General features: G+C 42.9%; 12 protein-coding genes. 6 read left to right on the top strand and 6 right to left on the bottom strand.

All coding sequences use genetic code 11. From position 1 onward, the window contains the following. Positions 1 to 59: 59 nt before the first annotated feature. The 5 genes from NSQ91_RS18545 to NSQ91_RS18525 form a co-directional block, all read right to left on the bottom strand. On the bottom strand, positions 60 to 5903 hold the full coding sequence (locus NSQ91_RS18545) for a bacterial Ig-like domain-containing protein (RefSeq protein ID WP_340919294.1): 5844 nt from the start codon (positions 5901 to 5903) through the stop codon (positions 60 to 62). 1131 nt (positions 5904 to 7034) lie between these two features. Then, on the bottom strand, positions 7035 to 8042 hold the full coding sequence (locus NSQ91_RS18540) for an alpha/beta hydrolase family protein (protein ID WP_076305728.1): 1008 nt from the start codon (positions 8040 to 8042) through the stop codon (positions 7035 to 7037). Further along, entirely contained in the window at positions 8026 to 8703 is a 678-nt protein-coding gene (locus NSQ91_RS18535; protein ID WP_076305729.1) for a GNAT family N-acetyltransferase, read from the bottom strand. Before NSQ91_RS18535 ends, NSQ91_RS18540 begins: the two co-directional genes overlap by 17 nt. Further along, a complete protein-coding gene (locus NSQ91_RS18530; RefSeq protein ID WP_076305730.1) occupies positions 8700 to 9488 on the bottom strand; it encodes a MerR family transcriptional regulator in 789 nt (262 codons plus the stop codon). Before NSQ91_RS18530 ends, NSQ91_RS18535 begins: the two co-directional genes overlap by 4 nt. A gap of 490 nt (positions 9489 to 9978) precedes the next feature. After that, positions 9979 to 10626, bottom strand: coding sequence for a transcriptional regulator (locus NSQ91_RS18525; RefSeq protein WP_076305731.1), 648 nt, complete (start codon positions 10624 to 10626; stop codon positions 9979 to 9981). A 1196-nt stretch (positions 10627 to 11822) separates the two neighbouring features. Between NSQ91_RS18525 and NSQ91_RS18520 the strand changes: the two genes are divergently transcribed. From NSQ91_RS18520 to NSQ91_RS18500, 5 genes are all read left to right on the top strand, one after another. Further along, entirely contained in the window at positions 11823 to 14933 is a 3111-nt protein-coding gene (locus NSQ91_RS18520; RefSeq protein WP_340919286.1) for an ATP-binding protein, read from the top strand. Positions 14934 to 14936: 3 nt separating this feature from the next. Then, positions 14937 to 16028: a response regulator gene (locus tag NSQ91_RS18515; protein ID WP_340919283.1), complete on the top strand. Its 1092-nt coding sequence runs from the start codon at positions 14937 to 14939 to the stop codon at positions 16026 to 16028. Positions 16029 to 16161: 133 nt separating this feature from the next. After that, positions 16162 to 20556 (top strand): Ig-like domain-containing protein, encoded by a 4395-nt coding sequence (locus tag NSQ91_RS18510; protein WP_340919280.1) that lies wholly within the window; start codon positions 16162 to 16164, stop codon positions 20554 to 20556. A gap of 399 nt (positions 20557 to 20955) precedes the next feature. After that, positions 20956 to 21330, top strand: coding sequence for a DUF4180 domain-containing protein (locus tag NSQ91_RS18505; protein WP_076128242.1), 375 nt, complete (start codon positions 20956 to 20958; stop codon positions 21328 to 21330). Positions 21331 to 21349: 19 nt separating this feature from the next. Beyond that, the gene (locus NSQ91_RS18500; RefSeq protein WP_076304056.1) at positions 21350 to 21724 is read left to right on the top strand and encodes an iron chaperone; all 375 of its coding nucleotides are present in this window, start codon (positions 21350 to 21352) and stop codon (positions 21722 to 21724) included. Between the two features lie 127 nt (positions 21725 to 21851). On the opposite strand, the gene NSQ91_RS18495 is transcribed toward NSQ91_RS18500, so the two are convergent. Continuing rightward, positions 21852 to 22784 (bottom strand): ArsR/SmtB family transcription factor, encoded by a 933-nt coding sequence (locus NSQ91_RS18495; protein WP_254848923.1) that lies wholly within the window; start codon positions 22782 to 22784, stop codon positions 21852 to 21854. A gap of 143 nt (positions 22785 to 22927) precedes the next feature. Here NSQ91_RS18495 and NSQ91_RS18490 point away from each other — a divergent pair, with 143 nt between their 5' ends. Then, a complete protein-coding gene (locus NSQ91_RS18490) occupies positions 22928 to 25681 on the top strand; it encodes a glycoside hydrolase family 2 protein (protein WP_076306118.1) in 2754 nt (917 codons plus the stop codon). Positions 25682 to 25712: the final 31 nt, after the last annotated feature.

The following is a 25712-nucleotide window of genomic DNA, read 5'->3' as shown; positions in this document are numbered from 1 at the left end:
AGGGAAGAGGATAAAAAGAACTCCAAAACCACGAGTATAGTGGTCTTGGAGTTCTTTTTTTATTTTTGCATCATAATTCTGTAAATCAGCATGGCGGCTTCGGCACGTGTGGAATGGGCAGTTGGTGTAAGCTGCTGCTGAGAGTCTCCTTTAATGAGACCTGCTGATACCAGCGTTGCAATATCATTTGCCGCATAATTAGAAATTTGATTATGGTCGGTGTAGCTGTCTAATGCAGAGGGGGAGGAAGCGGTCGTATTCGATTCCCATACCTCAGCAGCCTTCAATGCCCTAGCTGCCATAACAAACATTTCTTGTCTGGAGATGGAGTCATGAGGGTGGTAAAGGCCGTCGGTTTGGCCCGTAACGACCCCTAATTTCTGAGCTGTCATAAGTCCCTCATAAAAATAATCGTTAGGTGACACATCAGCAAAGCTATTTCCTTCTGCTGCAGATAGACCTAAAGCTCTAACCAATAAAAGTGCGAAATCTGCACGTGTAACAGTCTGGTCGGGCCTAAACTCTGTTTCTGTTACACCATTAATGACACCTTTTGATGTTAGTACTTCTACAATAAACTTCGCCCAATGAGAATCAGATATGTCCCTGAACGTTTTGTGATTGTAAACGGCGGCGTATTGTCCAGATAAATTTGTTGTTGAGAAAATAGCTTGCTTCTTATCTGAATCATAATTCCCGCCTACTACCGGTTGGATGACTCCGTGCTCATTGACGTTCCACACTACAATAAAGGCGTTGTTCAATGGAGGTACAGCTGCAGGATAAGGAAGCCCAATTTGTATGGCCGAATTTAAACTCTCTAATTGAACTGTTGTACCATCCAAAAGTAACTCGTAATCAATAAGCAAACTTTCACCCAATTGCTTCTTTAAACTTCCTGTTGTATCGACAGGCTTGAGGAGCAAGGTAACCGTCTTCACATTGTCCAGTGTCTTCGCCGGGAATAGATTATCCGGAAGTACAAAGGTAGCTAGTGATGTATTGATCTCCAGCTGCAATGTGGATGCTCCAACAAGAAATGCTGCAGCAGGGAGAGTGACTTCAAATGAGCCAACATTTGACGATTGTTCCTCTGCGAGCTGAATTCTTAGGATTTTGTGGCCTGCGGAATTAGGTTTGGCTAAAGCCATAATCTTTTGTAAGGAAGATTCAGTCAATATTGCGCTAGCTTTTTCTCCATTCATAGTAGTAGGTATCTCAATCCTTACGCTACCGTCCAAATGGAGTATAGTAGTGGCCGAATCTCCAACCGATGATCCGGAACTGCCTGAGCTCGCGGCAGCCGTCGGACTTGGAGAAGCGGTCGGACTCGGAGAAACAGTCGGACTCGGTGAGGCCGTCGGACTTGGAGAAGCCGTTGGGCTCGGAGAAACAGTCGGACTCGGAGAAGCCGTCGGACTTGGAGAAGCCGTCGGACTTGGAGAAGCGGTCGGACTCGGAGAAGCCGTCGGACTTGGTTCCGGTCCATCCAAAGGAATGAACTTCAAGAAATCGCCCCAGATTATATTCCCGTCAGCATCCCGAGAGTAATTGACTACAGGATTTAAGCTGACAAAGTTAGAATCGCTCAGTTCTAAACCTGATTTATTCGCCGATCGCGTACCGTCAAACATGAAATTATTGTCCGCAGCTAAAGAAGCTGGATATTGGTCTTTTGCAATGTTGGCAGTTCGGTAAGATAAGAAACCGTCAATCGTAAAGTCTGCAGTAATGTGATCATAAGTGGTGAAGCTTATATTACCACGCGTATTGTTAAATCCGATGTTGTTGATGGCGATCACACCTGGATTACTATTGCTTGTAAAACCATAAGCGCCATTACCAAAGGCGATGGAATCGCGGATGGTATGTGTGACATGAATGCCTTCGCCACCAAGCTTGAAGCCATTTTTATCACCGGCACCTACGGTTCCGTCTGTTAAGAACCCATTGTTGAAGGCGGCGCTGTGCTCAATCAGCACTGAACCTATTGCACCTGAGCCTGCTTTCGTATATAAGTCCCAGCCATCGTCGATATTGTTATGCGCCAGACAACCTCTAAAAATATTACCAACACCCGCAGTCAATTTTGCCGCAAAGCCATCGGCATTATTGTCAGATGGATCACGGTTGTCGAAGGAGGTACTGTTGAGAATTAAGTTGTAGGAAGGCCATTCACTGAGTTCTATCGCGGTACCATCTGTTCGGCTGATTTGTAGACCAGTGTCACCATTCGCATAGAAACGGCTATTTTCAACGATGTTATAATTGCCTCCCACTGTAAAGCCCTTGGTATTCCCAGCTGAGCGAGTGAAATCAAGTCCCTTCACATGCCAATAGTTTCCGCTCAAGAGAACGCCTTCTGTTTTTTTGTCAAAATCAAAGATAGGTCTTGCTCCTGGTGCTGCTTCTATATACTTTTTGGCGGAGGCTTTGCCATCATTGTACTTTTTTATCTCAAGTGGTGATTTCCGCACATAACGACCCTCAAGCACAATAATATGCTGACCTGGTTTAACGAAATCAATCGCAGTATCGATATCAAGTGGGAGATTGATTGTTCCATCTCCGGAGCTTGATCCGGTGGGGGATACGTAGATCTCATCATCTTCGTTATAACTTTTTAGGGTGACGGTAAAGTTGCTGATGATCTTCTCATAAGAGGTCAAATACTGAGTATCATCTGGTAAAAAAGTAATGCTGAAGTTCGTATCTCCTTGATCAAGAAGTCTCGTGGGAATAGAAAGACGTTTACCAGATATTGCCTCGATATCCTGAGCGATGATCGTAGAACCTTGCTTCAACGTCACCGTTCCGTTGACATTAGAGCGCACAATCATTTGGTAAGCTGGATCTGAGGTTTTACTTAGTGAAAGTATATTTAAGCTAGGTGTGACGGGAGTCGCAGGTGGTTCTATTTTAGGAGAATCTGTAGCTGCTGAAGTGACTGTTAATTGAATATTGCTTACATTAATTGTGGCTAAACGAGCAGCATAGAATCCGACATACATTTTTGAATCCTGTACGCTTAGAATGTCTGGTGTGAAATGAATAGCTTGCTGGCCATTATTGAGCTGTCCTGTAAAACCACTATTCGTCTTTGCTAAGGTTAAATGGTAAGGTGCTGCTGGAACAGTATTGGCAGGTGCAGGACGTTCTTTTTGAAGCATGATGGTTTGAATCCCTTTACTGCCAGTCCCATCCGTTTTTTCAACTCCCGTACGGACAAAAAGCTGTGTGCCCAGATCGCTTTTCGTCCCGCCGCTATAACCACCGATGGCAGCTATATTGGATGCAAAGACGCTAGAATTTCCTTGTGTGCCGATGACGTCACGTGCCATAATGCCAAAAGATTCTTGCCCGTCATATGGATTTTTTGCAAAAGCCAACACTTGGATATCCGCAGACAGCACGAAATTATCTTCCGCAGCATCTAGCTCGGTGTAATAGAAGGTAATGCCGTCATGATCTTCGGTGACTTTACCGCCGCCTTCCAAAGCGATCAGTTGGGCGGATCCATCCTCGTTGACAATCGTCTGATTGTTAGTAGCTGAAGTGGACTGACCGAATTGAATGCTTTTCCAAACGGGATCCATCTTTTCTTTTACTGTAACGGAATACGTAATGGGCATAATAGAAGTATCGGTAGGGAGTATGCCAATTTCATACACTCCAGCTGCCTGATTGTTGAACTTGGAAGTGTCGAGCGTATAGCTGTTTAGCTTCTCTCTATCTGAATTATCATACACTTTGGATACGAAGAGATCTTTGCTGTCAAAGTTTTCGTTAATAAAAAAGGTAGTTTTAGGATAGCTGGTGACTTCGATGCCTACTAGTTTTTTAACGTTGACCTTAACTTGAAAAGAGGTTGTTAAGCCTTTATGCGTAATTGTGATTTTTTTATCCCCAGATGTCGTGGTGTCGAGAGGAGAGACCTTGTATTCATTGTTCAACAGCCGAATCTGTGTACCATCACTGTAATGAGCATAAACCACAAGTCCTTCTAGTTTGAGGGAGTCCCCGATATAGTAGAGTGTTTGTTTAGGTTCATTTCGAATTTCTAAAGCGGATAAAGTCGCTGCTTTTACTTCCACATTAAAGGTCGATGTGATTGCCGGCGCCTCTGTTGAAGTAACGGATACCGCTGTGGAGCCTGATTGCGTAAATAGATACGGTAATAAATCGCTGACCGGTTGTCCGTTAATGGAGAGGGAATAAAGATCACTGGTCAGCTCTTTGGTCAGGAAGCCGTCGTTATAATTGGCAACAAGAACAAGACCTTCTGGATCGAAGGTATCCCCTGGGTAATATACGGTTTTAGCTGGATAATACTTCACTGATAATGAGGTCATAGATAATGGAACGATTTGCAAAGGAATGCTCACGAAAGCACCGTTGTAGTTAATGGTTATGATATTTTCTCCAACCTTGCTGCTATCAAAGCCTGTAACAATATAATCCGTAGAAGATAAAACTGCCTCGCTCTCATCAGAAAAAATAGCCTTAACGACTAATCCAGTCAAATCAAGGGGCTCACCAACCAGATAAGTGGTTTTCGTCATTGCGCTCGTATCAGCGGTTAAGCTGGTTACGATTTTGGATTCAAGCTGGATGTCTATGTCACTGAAAGTAACAGTTGCATCTCTAGCTACATAAATTCCGGCAAAAAGAGTATCTGTGAACGTATCGTCCAGAGTTATGATTTCGGTCTGATCACCCACACTTAATCGATAAGTATCTCCTGATTTCTTAATACTTAGCGAATATACAGTTCCTGTGGACGGGGCCTGGATATCGCTAAAAGGATTTAACTTCACTTGGGTGTCTTTTTTATAAAAACCTTTCATTACCTGATCCAAAGCACCCACCGCCGCATAGTTAGAAGTGGTTGTGCTTGTATCTCCGTTCGTCCCAATACTGTCGCGGAGCATAAGACCGAAGGATTTCTGGTTAGGTGTGCTGACAGTGCTATTGCTATTAAAAGCAATCACTGAAGCGGTCGCTTTCAGTTCAAAGTTCGCATCCACAGGAATCTCTTTCGAATAAAAAGATAATCCCTCATCGCTGCTGGAGATTTTGCCGCCGTAAGTCGTCATCGTTACAGAGGTTGGACTTTCAATTATTGGTTCGGGGTTCTTAGCTGGACTAGTATTGCCTCCGAAGGCGCTGAAGCCCCAAGGTCCTAGCTCGATTTGGCCTTCTTGACTGAATTGAATGTTTCGGAACGTAACCGTAGTATTTCTAGCAGTATAAAGGCCCACATATTGAATGGAGCCGTCAAAGCTTTCGATCGTTTTGGTTTCATTGCCGATGCGGACAATATACAGATTTCCGGTCTTTTTGATGCTTAATTCGTAATTCTCTCCTTGGGCAGGGCGATTAGCGTTATCAAACACGTACCCAAGTTTCTGTAGGCTTGTATTTTGCAATTTATGAAACGCTTTCATTTCTTGATCCAAAGCACCCACGGCGACATAATCTCCAGAGTAGGCTCCGAATTGGTTATCCCACACATTGCCGCGCAGCATTATTCCGAAGGAAACTTGGTTATTGGCTGTCCAAGCATCCACGTGAGCCGTTGCCTTCAATTCAAAATTAACGCTTGGATCAACTTCTTTAAAGTAATAAGCGATACCTTCCGTGCTGCCCGATACTTTACCTCTATCGTTCGAGCTTCGCAGTGTTGCTGATCCATCCGTGTTCTCCGTAATGCCAAAGTTGGCCGCAGTAATCTTGTCTTGCCCCCCAACATCACCAAATACGCTACCTTGCCATTCACTTTGAATGTTAATCATTCCTTCATAAGGATCAGGTGCTTCCTCTGCAAACATCGATAACGGAAAAGAGGAACACAAAAGCAGGAAGGTTACGAGCATGGCTAACAAACGTTGTTGTTTTCTCAATGATTAAAACCTCTCCTTATATGATCGATTTTGACCAAAGCTAAGCTTGATCATCCGAAATTATACGTTATCACTAAAGCGTACAGCTATAATCAATACGCCATATAACGCTGTTTATGCAGCAGGAGAGGGATAATCTGAGTTAATGACACCCGGTTTATGCCTTTGCTTCTGCTACTTACGTGGAGTTTTCGGAGTTTGTTGCTGGTGGTTAGTACGCTGGCGTGGTGGTTACGGGCGCCGAAGCTGCCGATAAGTATGCTCGCAGTGGAAGTCCGCGATCGTTTGAGTCAAAATTACACCCGCGATTGGAGTTACGGACCGTAACGCAGCTATTTCAGCTAATTCGCTCATTTTCCCTGAGTTTCGGACTGCATAGCTCTTAATGAGCGGAAAAAGTGGATCAGAGCAGTGTTTTTGAGTAAATAGCTGCGTCTGAGTCCGATAGCGTGGCGAAAACGAGGAAATTCAGGAAATAAGGGCTATACGGTCCGAACGTAGGGAGTGCATTGGTGATAGTCGTAGGTATTCTATAAGATACGTAGATTCTGGGGAAATCATAGCCAATACGCGGGCTTGTGCTGTTGTTAAGTACTTTCCGCGTGGTGGTTACGGACCGTAACGCAGCTATTTCAGCTAATTCGCTCATTTTCCCTGAGTTTCGGACTGCATAGCTCTTAATGAGCAGAAAAAGTGGATCAGAGCAGTGTTTTTGAGTAAATAGCTGCAACTGAGTCCGATAAGGTGGCGAAAACGAGGAAATTCAGCAAATAAGGGCTGTACGGTCCGAACGTAGGGAGTGCATTGGTGATAGACCTAGGTATTCTATAAGATACGTAGATTCTGGGGAAATCATAGCCAATACACGGGCTTGTGCTGTTGTTAAGTACTTCCGCGTGGTGGTTGCGGACCGTAGTGTAGCTATTTCAGCTAATTCGCTCATTTTCCCTGAGTTTCGGACTGCATAGCTCTTAATGAGCTGAAAAAGTGGAACTGAGGAGTGTTTTTGAGTAAATAACTGCAACTGAGTCCGATAACGTGGCGAAAACGAAGATAATTGGCAAATAAGAGCTATACAGTCCGAACGTAGGGAGTTCAGCTGGCGAGAGTGCATAATGAATGGCAAACAGATTAAAACTGGCTTACAAAGTGAACCAAATCATCTAAATATGGCTCAACAACAATATGTCGTGGAAAAAAGACAGCGGTCAAATATGTTCTTAATGGTGATAAGGCATTCTTTTTTGAGAGCATAGAGTGATCAGCATCAGGAATATAGAAGACGGAGAGTAGGTTTTCAGGAATTTTTTCACGGTAAACACGTTCGGTTTCCTCAACATCTACATTTATATCTTGCCCGCCAAGAACTAAGTGGACAGGTGTAGTGAAGTTTTTTAAATCCCCGCTCGCATCTGACTGATAATTTTTAGCGAAAAAACCCCATTTTTCTTTGGAAATTAATTCGTCCGATTGTGCAATTCGCAAGTACTTTTCATACGACGCCTGTTCTTTAAGTAGCAGTAGGATTTGCGCGTTATAATCTTCTCTCTTTTTTATCTCCTGTTCTGAAAAACCTTCTAAAATCATCTCTTGTCTGGTATTGTATTGTCCTTGAGAAATCCATTGAATGGCGGGGGATACAAGAATACTGAAGGCGAGATCAGGCACTTTTTTAACAATCTTAGGAATCACCCAGCCCGCCTGACTTGCTCCCCACAAACCAATAGCTTGAGCATCAATCATAGGTAAGGCTTTAGCCCAGTTAATCGCATAAATAGTTTCTTGCGCTCTATCCTCCATGCTTTGTTCTAGCCAGTTCCCTGAGGAACCCCCAATACCCGGTTTGTTAAGAGATAAGGAAGCATATCCGGCAGAGGCGAGCTTTTCCCACAAAGGTTTATATCCATCATCGTAAGTATCATTAACTGGGCCATCCCCATGAACAAAAACTACCAGTCCGACGGTTCCAGAGTAACTTTCGGGCAGAACTAAGGTTCCTGTTAGTTGACCTTGAGGCGTATCTATTTCAATTTTTTGCTCAGTCATTGAAAAAGAATGTTGCTGTAGTACGAACAGGACCGCTGCAATCAACAACGAAATGGTAATCATCCAGACAGTTAGCTTATTTTTCTTTTTCATTCATTGATCCCCCAGATTGTAGCGATGTTTTTTTTATCATGTAATGCCAAATAGGCTCTTTAAAAAGTAAATGTCTTACCGCGCTATAGTCAGATTTATGGATCTCAAAGTTCAACTGCTGGTACATATTAATGGCTCGTTTATTCTTGTTAGCAACATGTAGCGTTAGCTTTTCAACCTCAGAATGACTGTTTACAAAATCCGCCGCCCAACCCAGCAACTCTTTGCCAATTCCCTTATTGCGGTGACTGGCCCGAACAGCTAAATGAGCCACATAACACTCTTTTGCTCTAGGTTGATAATCCAAAAAATATAACCCAAGGATTAACTTACAGACATTTAAGCATCCAAATTTCTTGAATAGCTGCAAAAAGGGAGCCCGATTCAGTGGTTTAATTGATCCTTTTTTAAGGGAGATTGTATCCTGCCATTTTAAGTAGATAGTGCCAACCACTTCTCCGTTTTCATAAGCGATTATTTGTTTGGATGATAAAGAAGTAGAATCTTGTTCCCAAAGTCTTATAAGTAGATCAGCAATTTCATTGTCCTCGAGAGAGAGGAGAGAGTGAAATTTCCCGTGAAATGCATCTACCAAAAGCCTGCTTACAGCCTCACGATCTTGTTCCTGGTAATGGGCGATGATAACCTCGTTTGTACTCATTTAGTGGTATCATCTAAGGCATGCTCGATTTGAATTTGAAGCTCATAATGAAGCTTGTCGTTGTTAAACATGGATAGGTACGATTTCTCCAAAATGATGATTGGTCCCAATACCATGTAGTGATGCCCATTTAAAAAGTGTTCCAGCTTGGCAATCTCATGATCTACATCCTGATCGTCTGTTACAAAAAATGCTTTATAGAGATAACACCCTTTTTCTAAAACAATGTCAGGGGCGGGAGTGGTTTCAATGGTTTCAAAGCATAAGGTTACTTGTTCAGAATCGTATACATAATGCAAATCTGTTTCAAATAAATGATGGTACTGCGGTCTTTTTTCATATAAACTTCGTGCAGTTATTGTTTCGTTATCCTCTAGCACCAACCACTTTTTCAGATAACGATTGTCCACATGTTTAATTTGATAATCCCCCTTCATGTTGCCATAATCTGCATGCTCTTTTAGTACCTTTTGTATAAATTGTTGCAGCATTATTAATTGGTTTATTTCTGAGTTGATTTTGTTTAACGATTTCTCTAACAGCAGTTGGTAGTCATTCGTTGCGGATTTATTCATACTTTGGTTAATGGTGCTGACAGGGATGTTTAATTTGCGGAGCAACAGGATATGTGCCAATTGATAGATCTCATCGATGCCGTACATCCGGTACTGATTGTTGTCTATATAGGATGGAAAGAGGATTTCTTTTTCTTCAAAATATCGAATCTGGTGGATAGATACATTCATAAGTTTTGATAGTTCGCCAATTGTAAGGTACGGATTCAAGGGCGGTGCTCCTAACTGTAAGTTATTTGATAAAATAACTATAAACCTTAGGTCAGACCTAAGGTCAAGCGTTGATTAAAATACGGACTAAGCAGAGCACTTTTTTTCTGAATAATGATTAGTAATAGTAATAGATGGTAATGAAAAAGACTTAGATTTTGGAAGGACAATGCGGGGGTGCAACGGATTAGATTCATGATCATTTTTTTGTATGAGCCTTGCTGGTATGACCCTAGAGTTGCCATTACGGACCGTAATGCAGCTATTTTAGCTAATTCGCTCATTTTCCCTGAGTTTCGGACTGCATAGCTCTAAAGAAGCTAAAAAATTGGGTCAAAGCAGTGTTTTTGAGTAAATAGCTGCAACTGAGTCCGATAGCGTGGCGAAAACGAAGATAATTGGGAAATAAGAGCTATACGGTCCGAACGTAACTTTGTTAATCAAACCAAACTAATCAAACCAAACTAATCAAACCAAACTAATCAAATCATCACATTATAAGCTGATAGGTTCGATTGCGTACTTTTCCACCGACGATCTCTAGTAGCTGCTGTTCAACTAACTCATGTAAAACACGTCGGGCATGGCGATTAGTGACTCTAAGATGATGGGTGAGTTCAACAGGTGTGAAAGGACGCAGAAGACGTCTTGCGAAACGAAGTGTTTCAGCTTCTAACCAAGTTAATGAAGAGGGCGCGTCTGAAGCCATGAATTTGCCGATGAATGCGAGTACTAGTTGTTGACATAGCTGAGGCTCGTCCGTGATTGAGGGATAGGCGATGGATAGGAAGGTCCAACCGTCTAGCGATAATAAGGAATGGCGTCTACATAAATCTTTGAATCGTCGTACATCAAGATCTCTAGCATGCGGACCGTAGCCTTGAATCTCAATTCCGCCCTTTGCTCCACCTGGCATGTAGGCCAGATCAAGATAACGATAACCATTGTTGAAATCGCGCACTTCCCATTCGGGGAACAAGTAGTTGAAGTTTCCTACAGCAGGAAACCATACCGCACGCAGAAATTCGACTGTTCCATAGCCCAACCCTTTTGCAAGAAGCTCCTGTCTGCGGGGATTGTTCTCCTTATCCAAGTTGATCTGTAACCATTCCTCTAGTTGCTGTTCGAATCTGGACATTTTGTATATCCTCCTTAAGTAATTTTTTGAAAAAAGAAAAAGCCGCTCCCATACAATTCCTCCTGAGCTTAACCCAGGATAGAGATTGTATAAAAGCGGCGTGTTCTTCACGACCTATAGTTGCTATTATAACGAGTGCTGAGGATTTCTTCAATGAGTTACTGTGTATAAAGATGACGAATTCTAGTAGGTTTTAAAGGAAGGTAGCTAGCAGGGTGAACGAGCTGAATTTGCTGAAGTTAATAGTTACTCTAAAAGCGGATCCTTCCCCCGCGCGGCCGCATGGCTTTTCTAGGACGAACATCATGTGGTTACTGATCCGCAAAAATGGATTACGTGCTCTGCGCAATATCATTATTCATTTTCGAACGTTGCGGACCGTATTGCAGCTATTCGTACATTTTCGCTCGTATTCCAAAAGTTACGGACTGCATAGCTCTTATTAGCTGCATATCGACTCAAAATGGGGTAGTTATGAGCATATAGTTGCAACTGAGCCCCATAGCGTGGCAAAACCCTCGTTTTTCAACAAATAAGGTCTTTTGAGACCGCAAACGCGCGGTGTAAGTATTCAGAGTCACCAACGATGTCGGATTTATCTATCTAGTCCAAGATATCAGATATCATTGTGTTCATGTCTTCCATGTCACCAAAGTCATGTAACTCCGGGATGAATGGACCGTATTGCAGCTATTCGTACATTTTCGCTCGTATTCCAAAAGTTACGGACTGCATAGCTCTTATTAGCTGCAAATCGACTCAAAAAAGGGTGGTTATGAGCATATAGTTGCAACTGAGTCCGATAGCGTGTCAAAACCCTCGTTTTTCAGCAAATAAGGTCTCCTGAGTCCGCAAGTGCCGGGCAGATGCGTTCGAGTCGCCAAAGTAGCACAAGTCGCCCAACTGGTCCATTCATTTCATCATTAAACTCATCATGCTCATTTCGTCGTCCTACTCATCGTGCTCATACCGTCATCCTACTCATCATGGTCATATCAGACCCTCTTTTCATACAAGTCCCGCTTTTTCCGAAAAAAATCCTAATAAAGGCCTATTACTTTGTCGAATTGTGAAGGAAATTAGAAAATTTTATAGAATTATCTATGTTCATCTAAACTTTTTACTCTACATCACGTGTTGCAGGATGGCCCTGGTGATTGCTGCAGCTTTACTCTTCCATAAAAGGGGCCGATACGATGCTCAAAAGGACATTACTTATCTATCTGATTGGTTTAATTTTATTATCTGCGATTCCTCTATCCATTCTTATGGGTCACGATAAACAAGGAAGTCACCTGCAAGTGCAGCATGGAGTCATGGATCTCGCGGCTTGGGATTACGAACAGGATAAGATTATCAAGTTAGATGGTGAATGGGAGTTTTATTGGAACCAGCTATTAACTTCTGAGCATTTTAGGGCGGGTAGCGCAGATATACCTGATTCTACAGCTTGGATGGAGGTGCCCTCCCGGTGGAACGGCAACATCGTTAATGGAAGCCCTTTACCCGCCTTCGGTTCCGCCACCTATCGGATGGTTCTAAAAAACCTGCCCGTAAGCGGGGTATTCGCCTTGAAAAAAACAAATATCCGCTTTTCAAGCAGGATTTTTGTTAATGGACAGTCAGTTATTGAGGATGGAAATCCTGCTGCTAATGAAGCTGATTATCGGTCAGGGAATATCCCGCTGATAGGGCTTTTTTCGTCTGATAAGGGAGATGTAGAAATCATAATTCAAGTCTCCAACTTCGATTATGTGAATGGGGGCATTCCGGTTTCTTTATCCTTTGGTGAGGAAGCAGCAATGATGGAGGTTCAGCAGAAGAGTACGGCCCGTGAATTTAGCACCGTTGCTATTTTAGGCACACTTGCCCTTATCTTTTTTATCTGCTTTGGGGCAGCGTCCTTATACCGTAAGCAGGATTACTCTTTACTTGTGTTTGCAACTATTTGTTTGCTGTTTGCGATATATCATGGGTTGATCGGCGAGCGTTCACTCTTACTCTTTTTCCCTAAACTTTCGTTCATAGTGCTCTACAAAGTAAAGGATATAAGCTCCATCTCCTGCTTTATTGTGCTCGCAATATTTTTTTACCAAATGCACAAAAGCATAATATCTTTAAAATTTACTCAAGCCATAACGATTGTTTTAGGCAGCTTTATAATTCTGGTCGCCATCCTGCCGATTCGTTCTTACACGGTCATTTATCCGTATGTGATTATTTTATATGAGCTGATGTTAATTTGGATGTTATGCAGAGTGGCTACCCTATATATCAGAAGCGCAGAAGTAAATAGAATCAAATTGCTGCTGATGTTTATGGCGATTCTAGCTATTAATTTATATTCCATAGACATTATTTTGTTTGCTCTTTCTATAAAAGAGAACCTTTGGCTCGGGCAGTTTTACATTGTGGCTTTTAATATCATCATGATCGTGCTGATTGTTCTACGTTTTTTTGAAGCCTACCATACCATAGACGAGATGAAAAACCAGCTGATCGGGCTGGATAAAATTAAAGATGAATTCCTTTCCAACACCTCACATGAACTAAAAACACCTCTAAATGCCATAGTGAACATTACAGCTACGCTGCTGGATGGGGTTGATGGTCCAGTTAATGAAAAACAAGCGCAGAATCTAGCGATCGTAATAGGGAGCGGCAGAAGATTAACACATATGGTAAATGAACTACTTGATTATTCCAAAATGAAGTATGGAGACATCACATTATACAAAAGCAACCTGGATTTGAAAGCCGTTGTTGATTCCGTCATGGGTATTCATTCTTTTTTGCTCGGAGAAAAGTCGATCCTGCTCGTTAACAGAGTCGCTTCGAATTTTCCTATGGTGAATGCAGATGGAAATCGTCTGATTCAAATTTTCCACAACTTGGTTGATAATGCGATTAAATTTACGGAACAGGGTGAAATAGAGATTAGTGCCAGAGTTATTCAGGAGTGGGTGGAAGTACGTGTGGCAGACACAGGTTTGGGAATCTCACCGGATATGCAGGAGCGTATTTTCAAAGCTTTTGAGCAGGTGGATGAGGCGGAGATTCATAGTCATGGTGGAACAGGGCTCGGATTAAGTATTACTAAGAAGCTAGTAGAACTGCATGGTGGGAACATAGCTGTGGAATCTACAGTGGAAAAAGGTTCGGTGTTTATTTTTACACTTCCACGGTGGGATAAAGCGGTTAAGCCAATCTCGAGGCCAACCCTTAAGGCGGCACATTCTTATAAAAAATTAAGTTTCTCTCATGGTGAGTATCCCCTTTATATCAAAGGCGAGATCGATGAGCCCATTTTAGTAGTGGACGATGATTTTGCCAATCTGCAATCTATGATCAATCTGTTTAAGCTAGAGAAATATTCTATTGTGGTTGTCAATCGCGGGCAGATGGCACTTGAGGAGCTAGCGAAAAACACAGACTTTTTTCTGGTGGTACTGGATATTACCATGCCGGACATTTCGGGTTACGAGGTTCTGCAAAAGATTAGAGAGAGATTTACTCCTTTTGAGCTGCCTGTGTTAATGCTGACGGCCAAGAACAGGGTGAGCGATATGAAGATGTCCATGGATAACGGTGCAAATGACTATGTGGGAAAACCTTTTGAAGCTGAAGAGCTAATGGCACGTGTTAAAAGTCTGACCCGATTGAGAGCTTCCGTGAAGACTGCCAAAGACGCCGAAATTGCTTTTTTACGATCCCAGATCAAACCTCATTTCTTATACAATGCTCTGAATTCAATTGCTGAACTATGTGTGGAGGAACCTGAGAAGGCCGAAGAGTTGACACTGCAGCTGTCCCAGTATTTGCGAAGCAGCTTTGATTTCAAACAACTGGATTCACTAACGAGTCTGGAGAATGAGCTTGAGCTGGTAGAGGCTTATATCAATATTGAAAAAGCACGCTTCGGTGCCAGATTAAATGTGGAATATGATGTGAGAGTGAATACGGATTACCGGATTCCTCCGCTGATTCTACAGCCTTTGGTCGAAAATGCAATAAGGCATGGCCTAATGTCCAATTTGCGGGGTGGCACGGTAATTATATCTGTAAAAGAATTAGAGAATTCTGTGATTAGCTTTATTGTGGAGGATAATGGATCTGGAATGAGTGAGCATAAATTGAAAGAAGTAATGCAGTCAGATGTAGATAAAAGAGGGGTGGGGCTGTGGAATATCAGTCAGCGCATCAAGCTATTATATGGAAAAAATATTCATATTCAAAGTGCTGAAGGATTAGGCACAACGGTATCTTTTGAAATTCCAATACAGCAGCTTAAGCGGATGGGAGGTTGAGGCATGCTGCGAGCGATTATTGTAGATGATGAGGAGTTATCGGTAAAACGCCTGAAGCGGATCTTATCGCAGAGCGGAGAGATTGATGTCTATGAGACGTTTTTGAATCCTGCGGAAGCCTATGCTTTTGCGAAGGCCAATCCGATAGATGTAGCTTTTTTGGATATTTCTATGCCTGAGACGAATGGGATGAAGCTTTCTAGCCTTTTGCATGAATTGGATGAATCGATAGATGTGGTTTTTGTAACCGGATTTGATGAGTATGCGCTGCAGGCTTTTGACCTGAGTGCAGTGGATTATCTTTTGAAGCCTGTAACTGCGGAGCGGTTGTCTAAGACGTTAGAGAAACTCAAAAAAATAAATCGAAATACAACGGCTGAGCCTACGTTAGAAGTTTTTTTATTTAATGGTTTAAAAGTGTACCGCAGAACGCAGAACAGAGAGCTAATCAAGCTGAGAAGTCCAAAAACAGAAGAATTATTTGCTTTTCTGGTTAGTAAAGGGACGGTTAGCCGGGAGGAAATTATCGACACGTTGTGGAGCGGATTGGAGCCTGAAAAAGCATGGAAGAATCTGAACTCGACGCTGTATTATATTCGAAAAGCAATCGGCGCCAATTATATAAAAGCTAGCAGGAATGAAATTCATGTAGTAGAAAGCAGCATTTATTGTGATCTGTATGAATTTGAGCGATTGTTAAAGCAAATCAGGCAAACCTCTGAAAGACATGTTGAATGGATGATTCAAGCAGAAGTTTTATACACAGGAGCATTACTCAAAGGAAAAGCCTATGAATGGGCCAGTGGCAGGACGCGCAGACTCGAGCATGAATATATAGGATTGCTGGAGCTGGCTGCAAGATTTCAGTTGGAGCAGAATCAGCAGCAGCAAGCACTGCATTATTTTGGAGAAATAATAAAATTAGATTCCTTGCGAGAGGACATCTATCATGAAATCATTAACTTATTAATTGAATTAGGGCGAATGAATGAAGCACAGCGGAAATTTGATCAATTGGAAGAGATGCTGCAGCAAGAGCTCGGAACAACACCCGATCCTAAACTCAAAGCGTTAATGAAACAGAAGTTATTGTAATGGAAGGAACCTTCGAAAGGATGGCTATCGAGGGTTCTTTTTTTGTTTATTTTTTGTTTATCTTAATTTTGTATAATACTCTCGATTATTGTCGAATTAAGGACATGATTTATGCTAGAGGGGGAAATAGAGTTTGAAGCCATCATTTATGAAAATAGGCATTAGTATTTCGTTATGTACTGGACTTGTGGTGCAGGGGGTGGGTCCTATGCAAACTCCAATCATAAGTGCAAAAGCTAGTTTCGGTTGGCTCGAGAATAGCCCAGCTATAATAACGTCGATTAATGAAGATGACTATTCCAACGCAGGAGTTGAGGTAGCCAGCTTTTTGACAGGAAAAGTATCGGATCCAGCGTCAACAGGGATTGCTGTAGTAGCTTTAGATAATACCAAAGGGGCCTGGCAGTATTACAACACGGTGGGACGAATTTGGTATAATATCGAGCCGGTGTCAAACAGTAATGCTTTTCTGCTGCTGAAATCGGAGAAAATCCGTTTTGTCCCGGCGAAAGACTGGAACGGAACGGCATCCATTAGCTTTAAGCTATGGGATACAACAGCATCCGGTTATCAAAATTATCAAAAAAATGCGAATACCACAGTATCTGCCGCGTTCAGCTCAGATCCGGGTATAGCCGTAATTACTGTAAATCCAGTGAATGATGCACCTTATCTGACAGAACTAAATGGTGGGGACTATCTTAGTTTTGACGGTAACGGGGATTATGTGACGTTCCCGGATCAACGGATTTATGGGAATTCTTTTACAGTTGAAGGATTTTTGAAGGTAGATGCTTTTCAGACATGGATGAGATTTTTTGAATCATCGATCGCAGAGCAGAACCACAATATTTTTGTAGGTTTTAACGGCAAACGGATGAATTTCACTGCCTACACTAATAAGGGAGATATTAATGTCACTGAGGATTTCCCGATTTCTAAATGGGTTCATGTCGCGATTGTTTATGATCACAGTCAGAAAAAGGGACGGATTTATTGGGATGGTGTACTTAAGGCAGAAGGGGCCATGGATTTAAGTACAGTAGGAAACGTTGCACGTCCGAATAACTGGCTTGGAAAAAGCACGTGGAGACAGGACGGAGATTATAACGGTGGAATGAGAGACGTGAGGTTCTGGAGTAAAGCCAAGACCCAAAGTGATATTGTTCGAGAAATGAATGTCGACTTGACAGGCTCGGAGCCTAATCTGGCTTTAAACTATAAATTAGCGAATAGCAATGATGGGAATGTCGCTATTAATACCTCTGGTCTTCCCCTTAAGAACGGCACAATTACTGGGGCAACCTGGAAGCAGGACACAGGTTTTATGGGGAATACTACAACCGATAAAAACAAGTCGGTCTCACGATCCTTTAAGGTTCTCGATGTGGATGGAGATGACCTACAAGTATCAGCTACTTCCTCGAATACGCTCTTAATTCCGAATAATGGACTGGAAATAAGTGGAAGTGGTGAGTTACGAACTTTAGAAATAACACCCGCAGCGAATGCTTTTGGCACCAGTGTGATTTCTGTTAAGGTAAGTGATGGAGCATTAAGCAACACCTACACTTTTAATGTGACGGTAAACAATACGGGGGATGTAATCGTAACCGGAGTGACCCTGGATAAACCAACACTCAGTTTAACGGAAGGAGAAGCAGGAGACACGCTTAGTGCCGTAATAGCACCTGCTAATGCCACGAACAAAACAGTAAATTGGAGCTCTAGTGATGAGACTGTTGCAACCGTTGTAAACGGGGTGGTAACTCCAGTTGGCGTTGGAACAGCGATCATCACGGTAACGACTACTGATGGAAGTTTTACAGCTTCGTCTGTAGTAAATGTGAGTGCCCCAATCCCGCCCGTTGTGGACGTAACTGGAGTGAAGCTAGATCAGGAGACACTGAATTTAACAGCTGGTGAAGCTGATGGACTCCTCAAAGCAACAATAGAGCCTGCCAATGCAACGGATAAAGACGTGATCTGGAGCTCTAGTGATGAGACAGTTGCGACCGTTGTGAACGGAGTAGTAACTCCGGTTGGTGAGGGGACAGCAGTTATTACGGTAACGACGAAAGATGGAAGTTTTACAGCTACAACCACAGTTAGTGTGAGTGCTCCAATCCCGCCGGTTGTGGATGTAACTGGAGTGAAGCTAGATCAGGAGACACTGAATTTAACAGCTGGTGAAGCTGATGGACTCCTCAAAGCAACAATAGAGCCTGCCAATGCAACGGATAAAGACGTGATCTGGAGCTCTAGTGATGAGACAGTTGCAACCGTTGTAAACGGGGTGGTAACTCCAGTTGGAGAGGGGACAGCAGTTATTACGGTAACGACCAAAGATGGAAGTTTTACAGCTACAACCACAGTTAGTGTGAGTGCTCCAATCCCGCCGGTTGTGGATGTAACTGGAGTGAAGCTAGATCAGGAGACACTGAATTTAACAGCTGGTGAAGCTGATGGACTCCTCAAAGCAACAATAGAGCCTGCCAATGCAACGGATAAAGACGTGATCTGGAGCTCGAGCGATGAAACAGTCGCGACCGTTGTGAACGGAGTAGTAACTCCGGTTGGTGAGGGGACAGCAGTTATTACGGTAACGACGAAAGATGGAAGTTTTACAGCTACAACCACAGTTAATGTAGCCGCTCCTAAGCCACCTGACGTTATCGTAACTGGGGTGACTTTAGACCAGACAGAACTTAACTTAACGGTGGGTGAAGGCGAGGGAACTCTACAAGCGACAGTAACACCTGCTAATGCAACAAATAAAGGTATGATCTGGAGCTCGAGCGATGAGACAGTAGCTAAGGTTGTTTATGGAGTAGTAACACCGATTGGTGAAGGAACAGCCATCATAACGGTAACGACGAAAGATGGTAGTTATACGGCTTCTACAACCGTTACTGTGAAGGCACCTGTTAAACCAGTTACAGCACCTGGAATTCCAACATCCGTAACAGCAACTGCAGAGAATGGTCAAGCAATCATCACCTTTATCCCGCCGGTGAACGATGGAGGCAGCGAAATCACAGGATATATTGTAACTGCTAATCCGGGAGGTTTGACGGTTACAGGAACTGGAAGTCCTCTGACAATCAGTGGTTTGACGAATGGAACAAGCTATACCTTCACGGTACAGGCAATCAATAAAGCTGGCATCAGCGAATTCTCTGCTGAGTCCAATGCAGTTGTTCCTAGCACTCCATCTGGTGGTGATGTTGTTGTTCCGTCGCAACCAACCCCATCACCAACTCCGGCACCTGTGGTAAATGCTGCTTCCATTCTAATCAATGGTAAAGCTGAAACAGTGGGAACCGCAACGAATGGTAAACGGAATGAGCAAACGTTAACCACTATTGTGTTAGATCAGAAGAAGCTAGAGGACAAGCTCGCCACTGAAGGTAAAGGTACAGTAGTTTCTATCGGTGCAAATAGTAAATCTGATGTTATAGTTGGCGAATTAAATGGACAAATGGTTAAAAATATGCAGGGTAATCAAGCGATTCTTGAGATTAAAGCGGGAAATGCGACATTTACACTGCCTGCTCAACAAATTAATATTGACGCTTTGAACGAGCAAATCGGCAAGTCGGTAGCTTTGCAAGATATTAAGATACAGATTGAAATTAGTGCTCCTACAGCCGATAAAGTTAAAGCTTTAGAAGCAGCTGCGCAAAAAGGATCCTTCTCATTAGTTTCCGCACCAGTTAATTTTACGGCTAGAGGTATCTACGGAGATAAGAGTATTGAACTTTCCCAATTCAATACGTATGTTAAACGTACCATAGCCATTCCTGAAGGGATGGACCCGAACAAGATTACAACGGGAGTGTACGTTGATTCCGAAGGTTCGGTACACCATGTTCCTACTAAAGTGGTTGTAATTGATGGCAAATATTTTGCTACTATCAACAGCTTAAGCGGAGGTACTTACTCCGTAATCTGGCATCCGCTTGAATTTAGTGATGTAGCTAATCACTGGGCAAAAGAGGCAGTGAACGATATGGGCTCCCGATTAGTCATTGAGGGAACAGGTAGTGGTCAATTTACTCCGGATCAAGCCATTACCCGTGCTGAGTTTGCGGCGATTGTTGTGCGCGGTCTGGGACTTGAGATGGAACAAGCTGCAACACCATTCTCAGATGTAAAGACCACGGATTGGTATAACAGTGCGATCAACACGGCATTTACTTATCAATTAATCAATGGTTTTGAAGATGGCATGTTCCGCCCTGATGAACATATTACCCGTGAACAAGCGATGTTAATTATTGCTAAAGCGATGAAAATTACAGCGCTACAGACTAAGCTTTCTGTTCAATCGGCTGACGTTTTGTTAGCTCCATTTACAGATAGTAGTAAGGTTTCTAACTGGGCAATCAGTGGAGTTACTGACACTTTGCAGGCAGGCATTATCATGGGAAGAAGCAGTAAAGGGCTTGCTCCGAAAGATGATATGACCAGAGCTGAGGTTGCAGAGATCGTGAAGCGGCTACTTGAAAAGTCGGATTTAATCTAATCTACTGAGCTCCAGAATTGTGATCATTAGAGGATTCGTTCAAAGAACATTGAACGAATCCTCTTTTCTTTTTATGGCTTAGCTCGTTTATACGATAATTAATCATTAATGATGTATTTCAGACAGCACAATCAGGCCATGCAGAACGGCTGAAAGAAATCCTGAAAGCTCATCCGCACCTTGCGAATATGGAGAATAATATATTCGATAGTGATGGTTATACTTCCTTACATTCTGCTGCTTTTCATACGGATAATGTAGAACTAATAGAGTTGTAAATCGAACATGGCGCCGACATTTCTGCTAAAATAAAAAGTGGTGAATCTGCATGGTCGGTTGCGATTAAGCAGAGTAATCATAATGTTGCAGAAATTCTTCGCGGAAAAGGAGTAGTCTTGAATGAAAATCACAGTGGATGATAAGAATGATTCAACGGTAGCTATAATCTCTGGTGAGGAGATCATAATCAATAATGTAAGGGATGCCTTAGACTTAATGATGAATGTGAAATACCAAGGATGCGATAAAATGCTTCTGAGGAAGGAACAGATTACGGATGATTTTTTCGAGCTAAAGTCTGGAGTTGCTGGTGAGATTGCACAAAAATATACAAACTATCAGATGAGAGTTGCTATCGTAGGAGAATTTACAAGCTATAACAGCAAAAGTCTGAATGATTTTATTTACGAATGCAATCAAGGCGATAAAATGTTGTTCAAAAGTACTGAAGCTGAGGCTTTAGCGGCCCTACATTTATGCAAATCGTGGAGATGATCCAGAGAGGAGTTATATCATGGATGAAAGTAAAATCACATATGAATCGATCGATGCCTATATTTCCGGGTTTTCGCTTGAGGTTCAGGAAATCCTTAATACGTTAAGAAAGGTGATAAAAGAGGCGGCACCGGAAGCAGAGGAAAAAATAAGCTATCAGATGCCTACTTTTGCATTACACGGAAATTTGGTGCATTTCGCTGCTTATCCCAAGCATATTGGATTCTATCCAACTCCAAGTGGAATTAATGCTTTTAAAGATGAATTATCGGGCTATAAAGGTGCTAAAGGTTCCGTTCAATTCCCTATTGATAAGCCTATGCCTTATGAATTAATTAGCAAGATTGTAACCTTCAGAGTCGCTGAGAATCTAAAAAAAGTTGAAGCAAAATAAGGTCTCTACTGGTATGAAATAGAGAGGTCCATCTGGTCAGGGCTGGAAGTGTGCATCCATTGTTGATGTTCTTCTTGATGCTGGTGAACATTGGATCCACTTCCGAGGCACTCCTGCCTCTTTTTCCTCATTTCGGACGTCGTACAAACGCCAGTATGATATCCTGGGCATAGTCCCCGAACCCACTTCCGAACAGATTTAGTCCTCGTTTATTGAGTGCATCCTCCCGAATTTCAAAACGTACACGAATAGGTTCATTAAACGCCAGCTTTAAAGAGCTGATTGTAGTGGAAGATGAGAGAGAACCATTACAGCTGCTGCCCGATTCCGAGACACTCCATGTAGTAAGAGCTCCATATTCAGTTCCACTTCTCCAACGTTCAGGGGTCAGTTTCCCTTTGCGGTTCCCGAAATCGGAGGGACAGGTCCAAGTCCCGACTAACTGGTCATTGATGGATAAGCTGATATCACTGGCCCAATCCTCTCGAAATGAAGGGGCTTCTGAGCATACTTCTGCCGAAATGCGGATTTCGTCCAACTCGACGCCTGGAGGCAGGGGGTTGGCAAAATAGTATTCGACATAACCGGCTTCTGCGAACCATAAGAGAGAGGCATCGACTCGTTCAGGCATGTAGAATGCTCTTGGATCATCTTGGGAGCCAATGACACCACCATCTTTTCCGGCCATCCCGCAGGACGGTTGTATGGAGCAGTGGGAGAACATTCCGATGGGCATATGTATTTCCTCAGTTTGATGCAGCCCATCCCCTAGCTTTGAAGGGAGATCGAGTTGAATAGAGCGACAGGTGACCGCACAGATTTTTTCGCGATTTGCTCCTTGTGTAGATGAGATAAGATTAACCTGTTCTAACGTCTGCACATTGATAGATATCGTTGGCTGAGCTACACCTAACGTCTCAGCTAATTGACTGACACTCATAGGCTTCTCTCCAAGGGCTTCAAGAATGCGGACGCGGACGTCACCAGACAGTGCTTTAGCTACATCTAAAATTCGTGACGCGGGATAACGTATCGTTTCTTGTGAAATATCATTCATCATATTTGTTCCTTTTCGTATAGGATGGGTTGAGGTTATTGTACAATGAAGAACGAGTATTGTAAAATCATAATAAACATTGCGAAAAACATATACTGGTGCTAAAATGGGCTCAACTTCTTATTTTGAAAGGCTGTGCTCGCCATATGACAACTTCTATATTAGCTTCTGAGACACTTGCGATTCCTCGTTCTGAACACCCTCATCCACATTGGCAACGTCATGAATGGATGAATTTGAATGGGCAATGGTCATTTAAGTTTGATCCGAACAATGAAGGTATGAAGGCGTTATGGTACTCCAATCCTGAAATCGCTTACGACTCAATGATCACTGTACCTTTTTCTTGGGTAAGTCCCTTATCCGGAATTGGCTGCGATCAACAAGGAATAGGCTGGTATCGCCGCACCGTGAATGGGCAGGCTGTTGACCAACAAACACGATTGTTTTTACGTTTTGGGGCAGTAGATTATTCATGTGATGTGTGGATAAATGGAGAACATGTAGGTTCACATCAAGGTGGATATGGTTCATTTGAATTTGATATTACACCTTACTGGGCAGCTAATTGTGAGAATAATATTGTCGTAAGAGCTGAGGATTTCGATCATGCTTATCAAGCGCGGGGCAAACAAGGATATGGAGAAATCCGTGGAATTTGGCAGCCTGTATGGCTTGAAGCACGTCCCGAAACTTATATGAAAGATGCAAAGTTTGTGACCCGTATAGATGGACAGGTGAAGGTAACTACAAGAATAATTGCGCATGAAACGGGTTCGGCAGAGTTTACGCTGCAATTCGCCGATCATTCTGTTGTTCATACAGAGAAGCTGCAGCTTATAGCAGGGGTGAACGAATGTAAGCTGTCTATCGATGTTCCCAATCCGCATTTGTGGAGTCCAGAAAATCCTTATTTATATGAAGGTGAATTGCAGCTTAGTGGATCGTTTGGTACAGATACAGTCAGCACTTATTTCGGAATTCGCGAAATTCAGACTGCCCGCTTTGAAGATCGTGATTATCGGTGGATCACCTTAAATGGTAAACCGATATATTTGAACGGTACTCTTGATCAGTCCTATCACAAGACAGGGTTTTTCACCTATCCAACGGATGAAGACATGCGGGATGAAATTTATCTAATGAAACGTTTAGGGCTAAACATGGTGCGAATTCATATCAAGCCCGAAGAACCCCGTAAGCTGTATTGGGCGGATAAGCTTGGCATTCTTGTTATGGAAGATATGCCTTGTTTCTGGGGTAATCCGGATGACAAGGCCAGAGCCTCCTATGAGAGAGAAGCCCTTGAGGTGATTGAACGAGATTATAATCATCCATCTATTTTTTCGTGGGTTATGTTCAACGAGACCTGGGGTTTGAAGACAGATGCTCAGGAGGCTAGCCTCACAAGTGATGTACAGCAGCAGAGTAGTTATCTTAAAGAGACACAGGAATGGGTGCGGGAGAAATATCGCTGGGCGAAGCAGCTTGATCCGACTAGAATTGTTGAGGATAACTCGCCGTGTAATTATGATCATGTGGAATCGGATATTAATACATGGCACTTTTACATTAATGGTTACGAGCAGCTGCAAGCCCACTTAAATGAGGTTGTAGATAAAACATTCCCGGGATCGGAGTTTAACTGTATTGGCGGCAACGTACAGTCTGATGCCCCTCTAATGAACAGCGAATGCGGTAACGTGTGGGGGATAGAAGGTGGTGCAGGGGACAGTGATTTGGCATGGCATTACCGCTATATGATGAATGAATTCCGGCGGCATGATAAGCTATGTGGATTCGTATTTACTGAATTCCGTGATGTTACGAATGAGTTTAATGGTTATTACCGGCTAGACGGGAGCGATAAAGATTTTGGATATGGGGATTTTGTTCCCGGGATGACGATTGCGGATCTGCATTCCCCAGATTTTATCGTGTTAGATGCTCCTCCATGCCAGACAGTAGAAGCAGGGCAGAGTGTTAAAGTACCTTTGCTAGGTTCCAGCTTCGCGGACAGCTATCACGGTCATAATTTGAAGCTGAAATGGGAACTGTGGTACGACAATTTGGGGACTCGGGTCACTGCGCAAAGTGGACATATGTCTGTGAAATGGGATAACTTTGGAAACACTATACTTCCTTCTTTGAACATTACAATGCCTGGTCAGGAGGCGGCTGCAATACTTGCTGTTTCTCTGATTAATGAGAAGGGTGAAGCGATCACGCGGAATTTCATTACTTTTGATGTAAGAGGCGGTAATAACACTGTATTGTTTAAAGGTGAAGGAGAATTTATTCAAATTCCAGTGGGAGCTTATACCGATCATAACTTTAAGCATCAATGGGATGCTATCCAAGGATCTAAGATCAATGGTGCTGGGCAAGGTCAGTATGTATACGAGGTTACACTGCCAGATGCAGCAGATAAATCAATGATTGGTGAGATCGAAATCATGTTCGAAGCAAGTGCTAAACGATTGCTGGCGCGGCATGTTGAAGGTACGAAGCTTAATGATATGGGCCTTGATCTTATGCATGGGGCAGATGCGAGGGTGGAATATAATCCGAATACGTATTATATGACGGATGAAGAGCGTCATCCTTCCCGAGTGAACGTTCTGGTGGATGGGCAGCGGATTGGTTCTTTCTATTTACCGGATGATCCGGCTGATAGCAGAGGGATTTTGTCTTGGCATTATCAGCCAATAGCGAATAAGCTGGATGAGGCTGGATCTTATGGCTACCTATGCAAGGCAAGTGTACCGGGGCAGTTAGCAGCGAAGCTGGATCGCAATCGTGTTTTCCGTTTGGAGCTGCAAGCAGAGGACGGCGGGCTAGCTTTGTATGGCCGTAATGCAGGTCGTTATCCACTGGACTTGTTGATTCGTTATCGCTAAATAACCTTAATATGAAAATAAAGCAATCCCA

The organism is Paenibacillus sp. FSL R7-0048, from assembly GCF_038004505.1.
Lineage (GTDB): Bacteria > Bacillota > Bacilli > Paenibacillales > Paenibacillaceae > Paenibacillus_AQ > Paenibacillus_AQ odorifer.
Note: the sequence above shows the minus strand (reverse complement) of the source record. Positions and strands in the feature narration are given on the sequence as shown.

Bases quoted from the DNA above. Each gene is read 5' to 3' on its own strand.
- NSQ91_RS18540 (WP_076305728.1), bottom strand. From the start codon at position 8,042: ATGAAAAAGAAAAATAAGCTAACTGTCTGGATGATTACCATTTCGTTG.
- NSQ91_RS18535 (WP_076305729.1), bottom strand. From the start codon at position 8,703: ATGAGTACAAACGAGGTTATCATCGCCCATTACCAGGAACAAGATCGT.
- NSQ91_RS18525 (WP_076305731.1), bottom strand. From the start codon at position 10,626: ATGTCCAGATTCGAACAGCAACTAGAGGAATGGTTACAGATCAACTTG.
- NSQ91_RS18520 (WP_340919286.1), top strand. From the start codon at position 11,823: ATGCTCAAAAGGACATTACTTATCTATCTGATTGGTTTAATTTTATTA.
- NSQ91_RS18515 (WP_340919283.1), top strand. From the start codon at position 14,937: ATGCTGCGAGCGATTATTGTAGATGATGAGGAGTTATCGGTAAAACGC.
- NSQ91_RS18505 (WP_076128242.1), top strand. From the start codon at position 20,956: ATGAAAATCACAGTGGATGATAAGAATGATTCAACGGTAGCTATAATC.
- NSQ91_RS18500 (WP_076304056.1), top strand. From the start codon at position 21,350: ATGGATGAAAGTAAAATCACATATGAATCGATCGATGCCTATATTTCC.
- NSQ91_RS18495 (WP_254848923.1), bottom strand. From the start codon at position 22,784: ATGATGAATGATATTTCACAAGAAACGATACGTTATCCCGCGTCACGA.
- NSQ91_RS18490 (WP_076306118.1), top strand. From the start codon at position 22,928: ATGACAACTTCTATATTAGCTTCTGAGACACTTGCGATTCCTCGTTCT.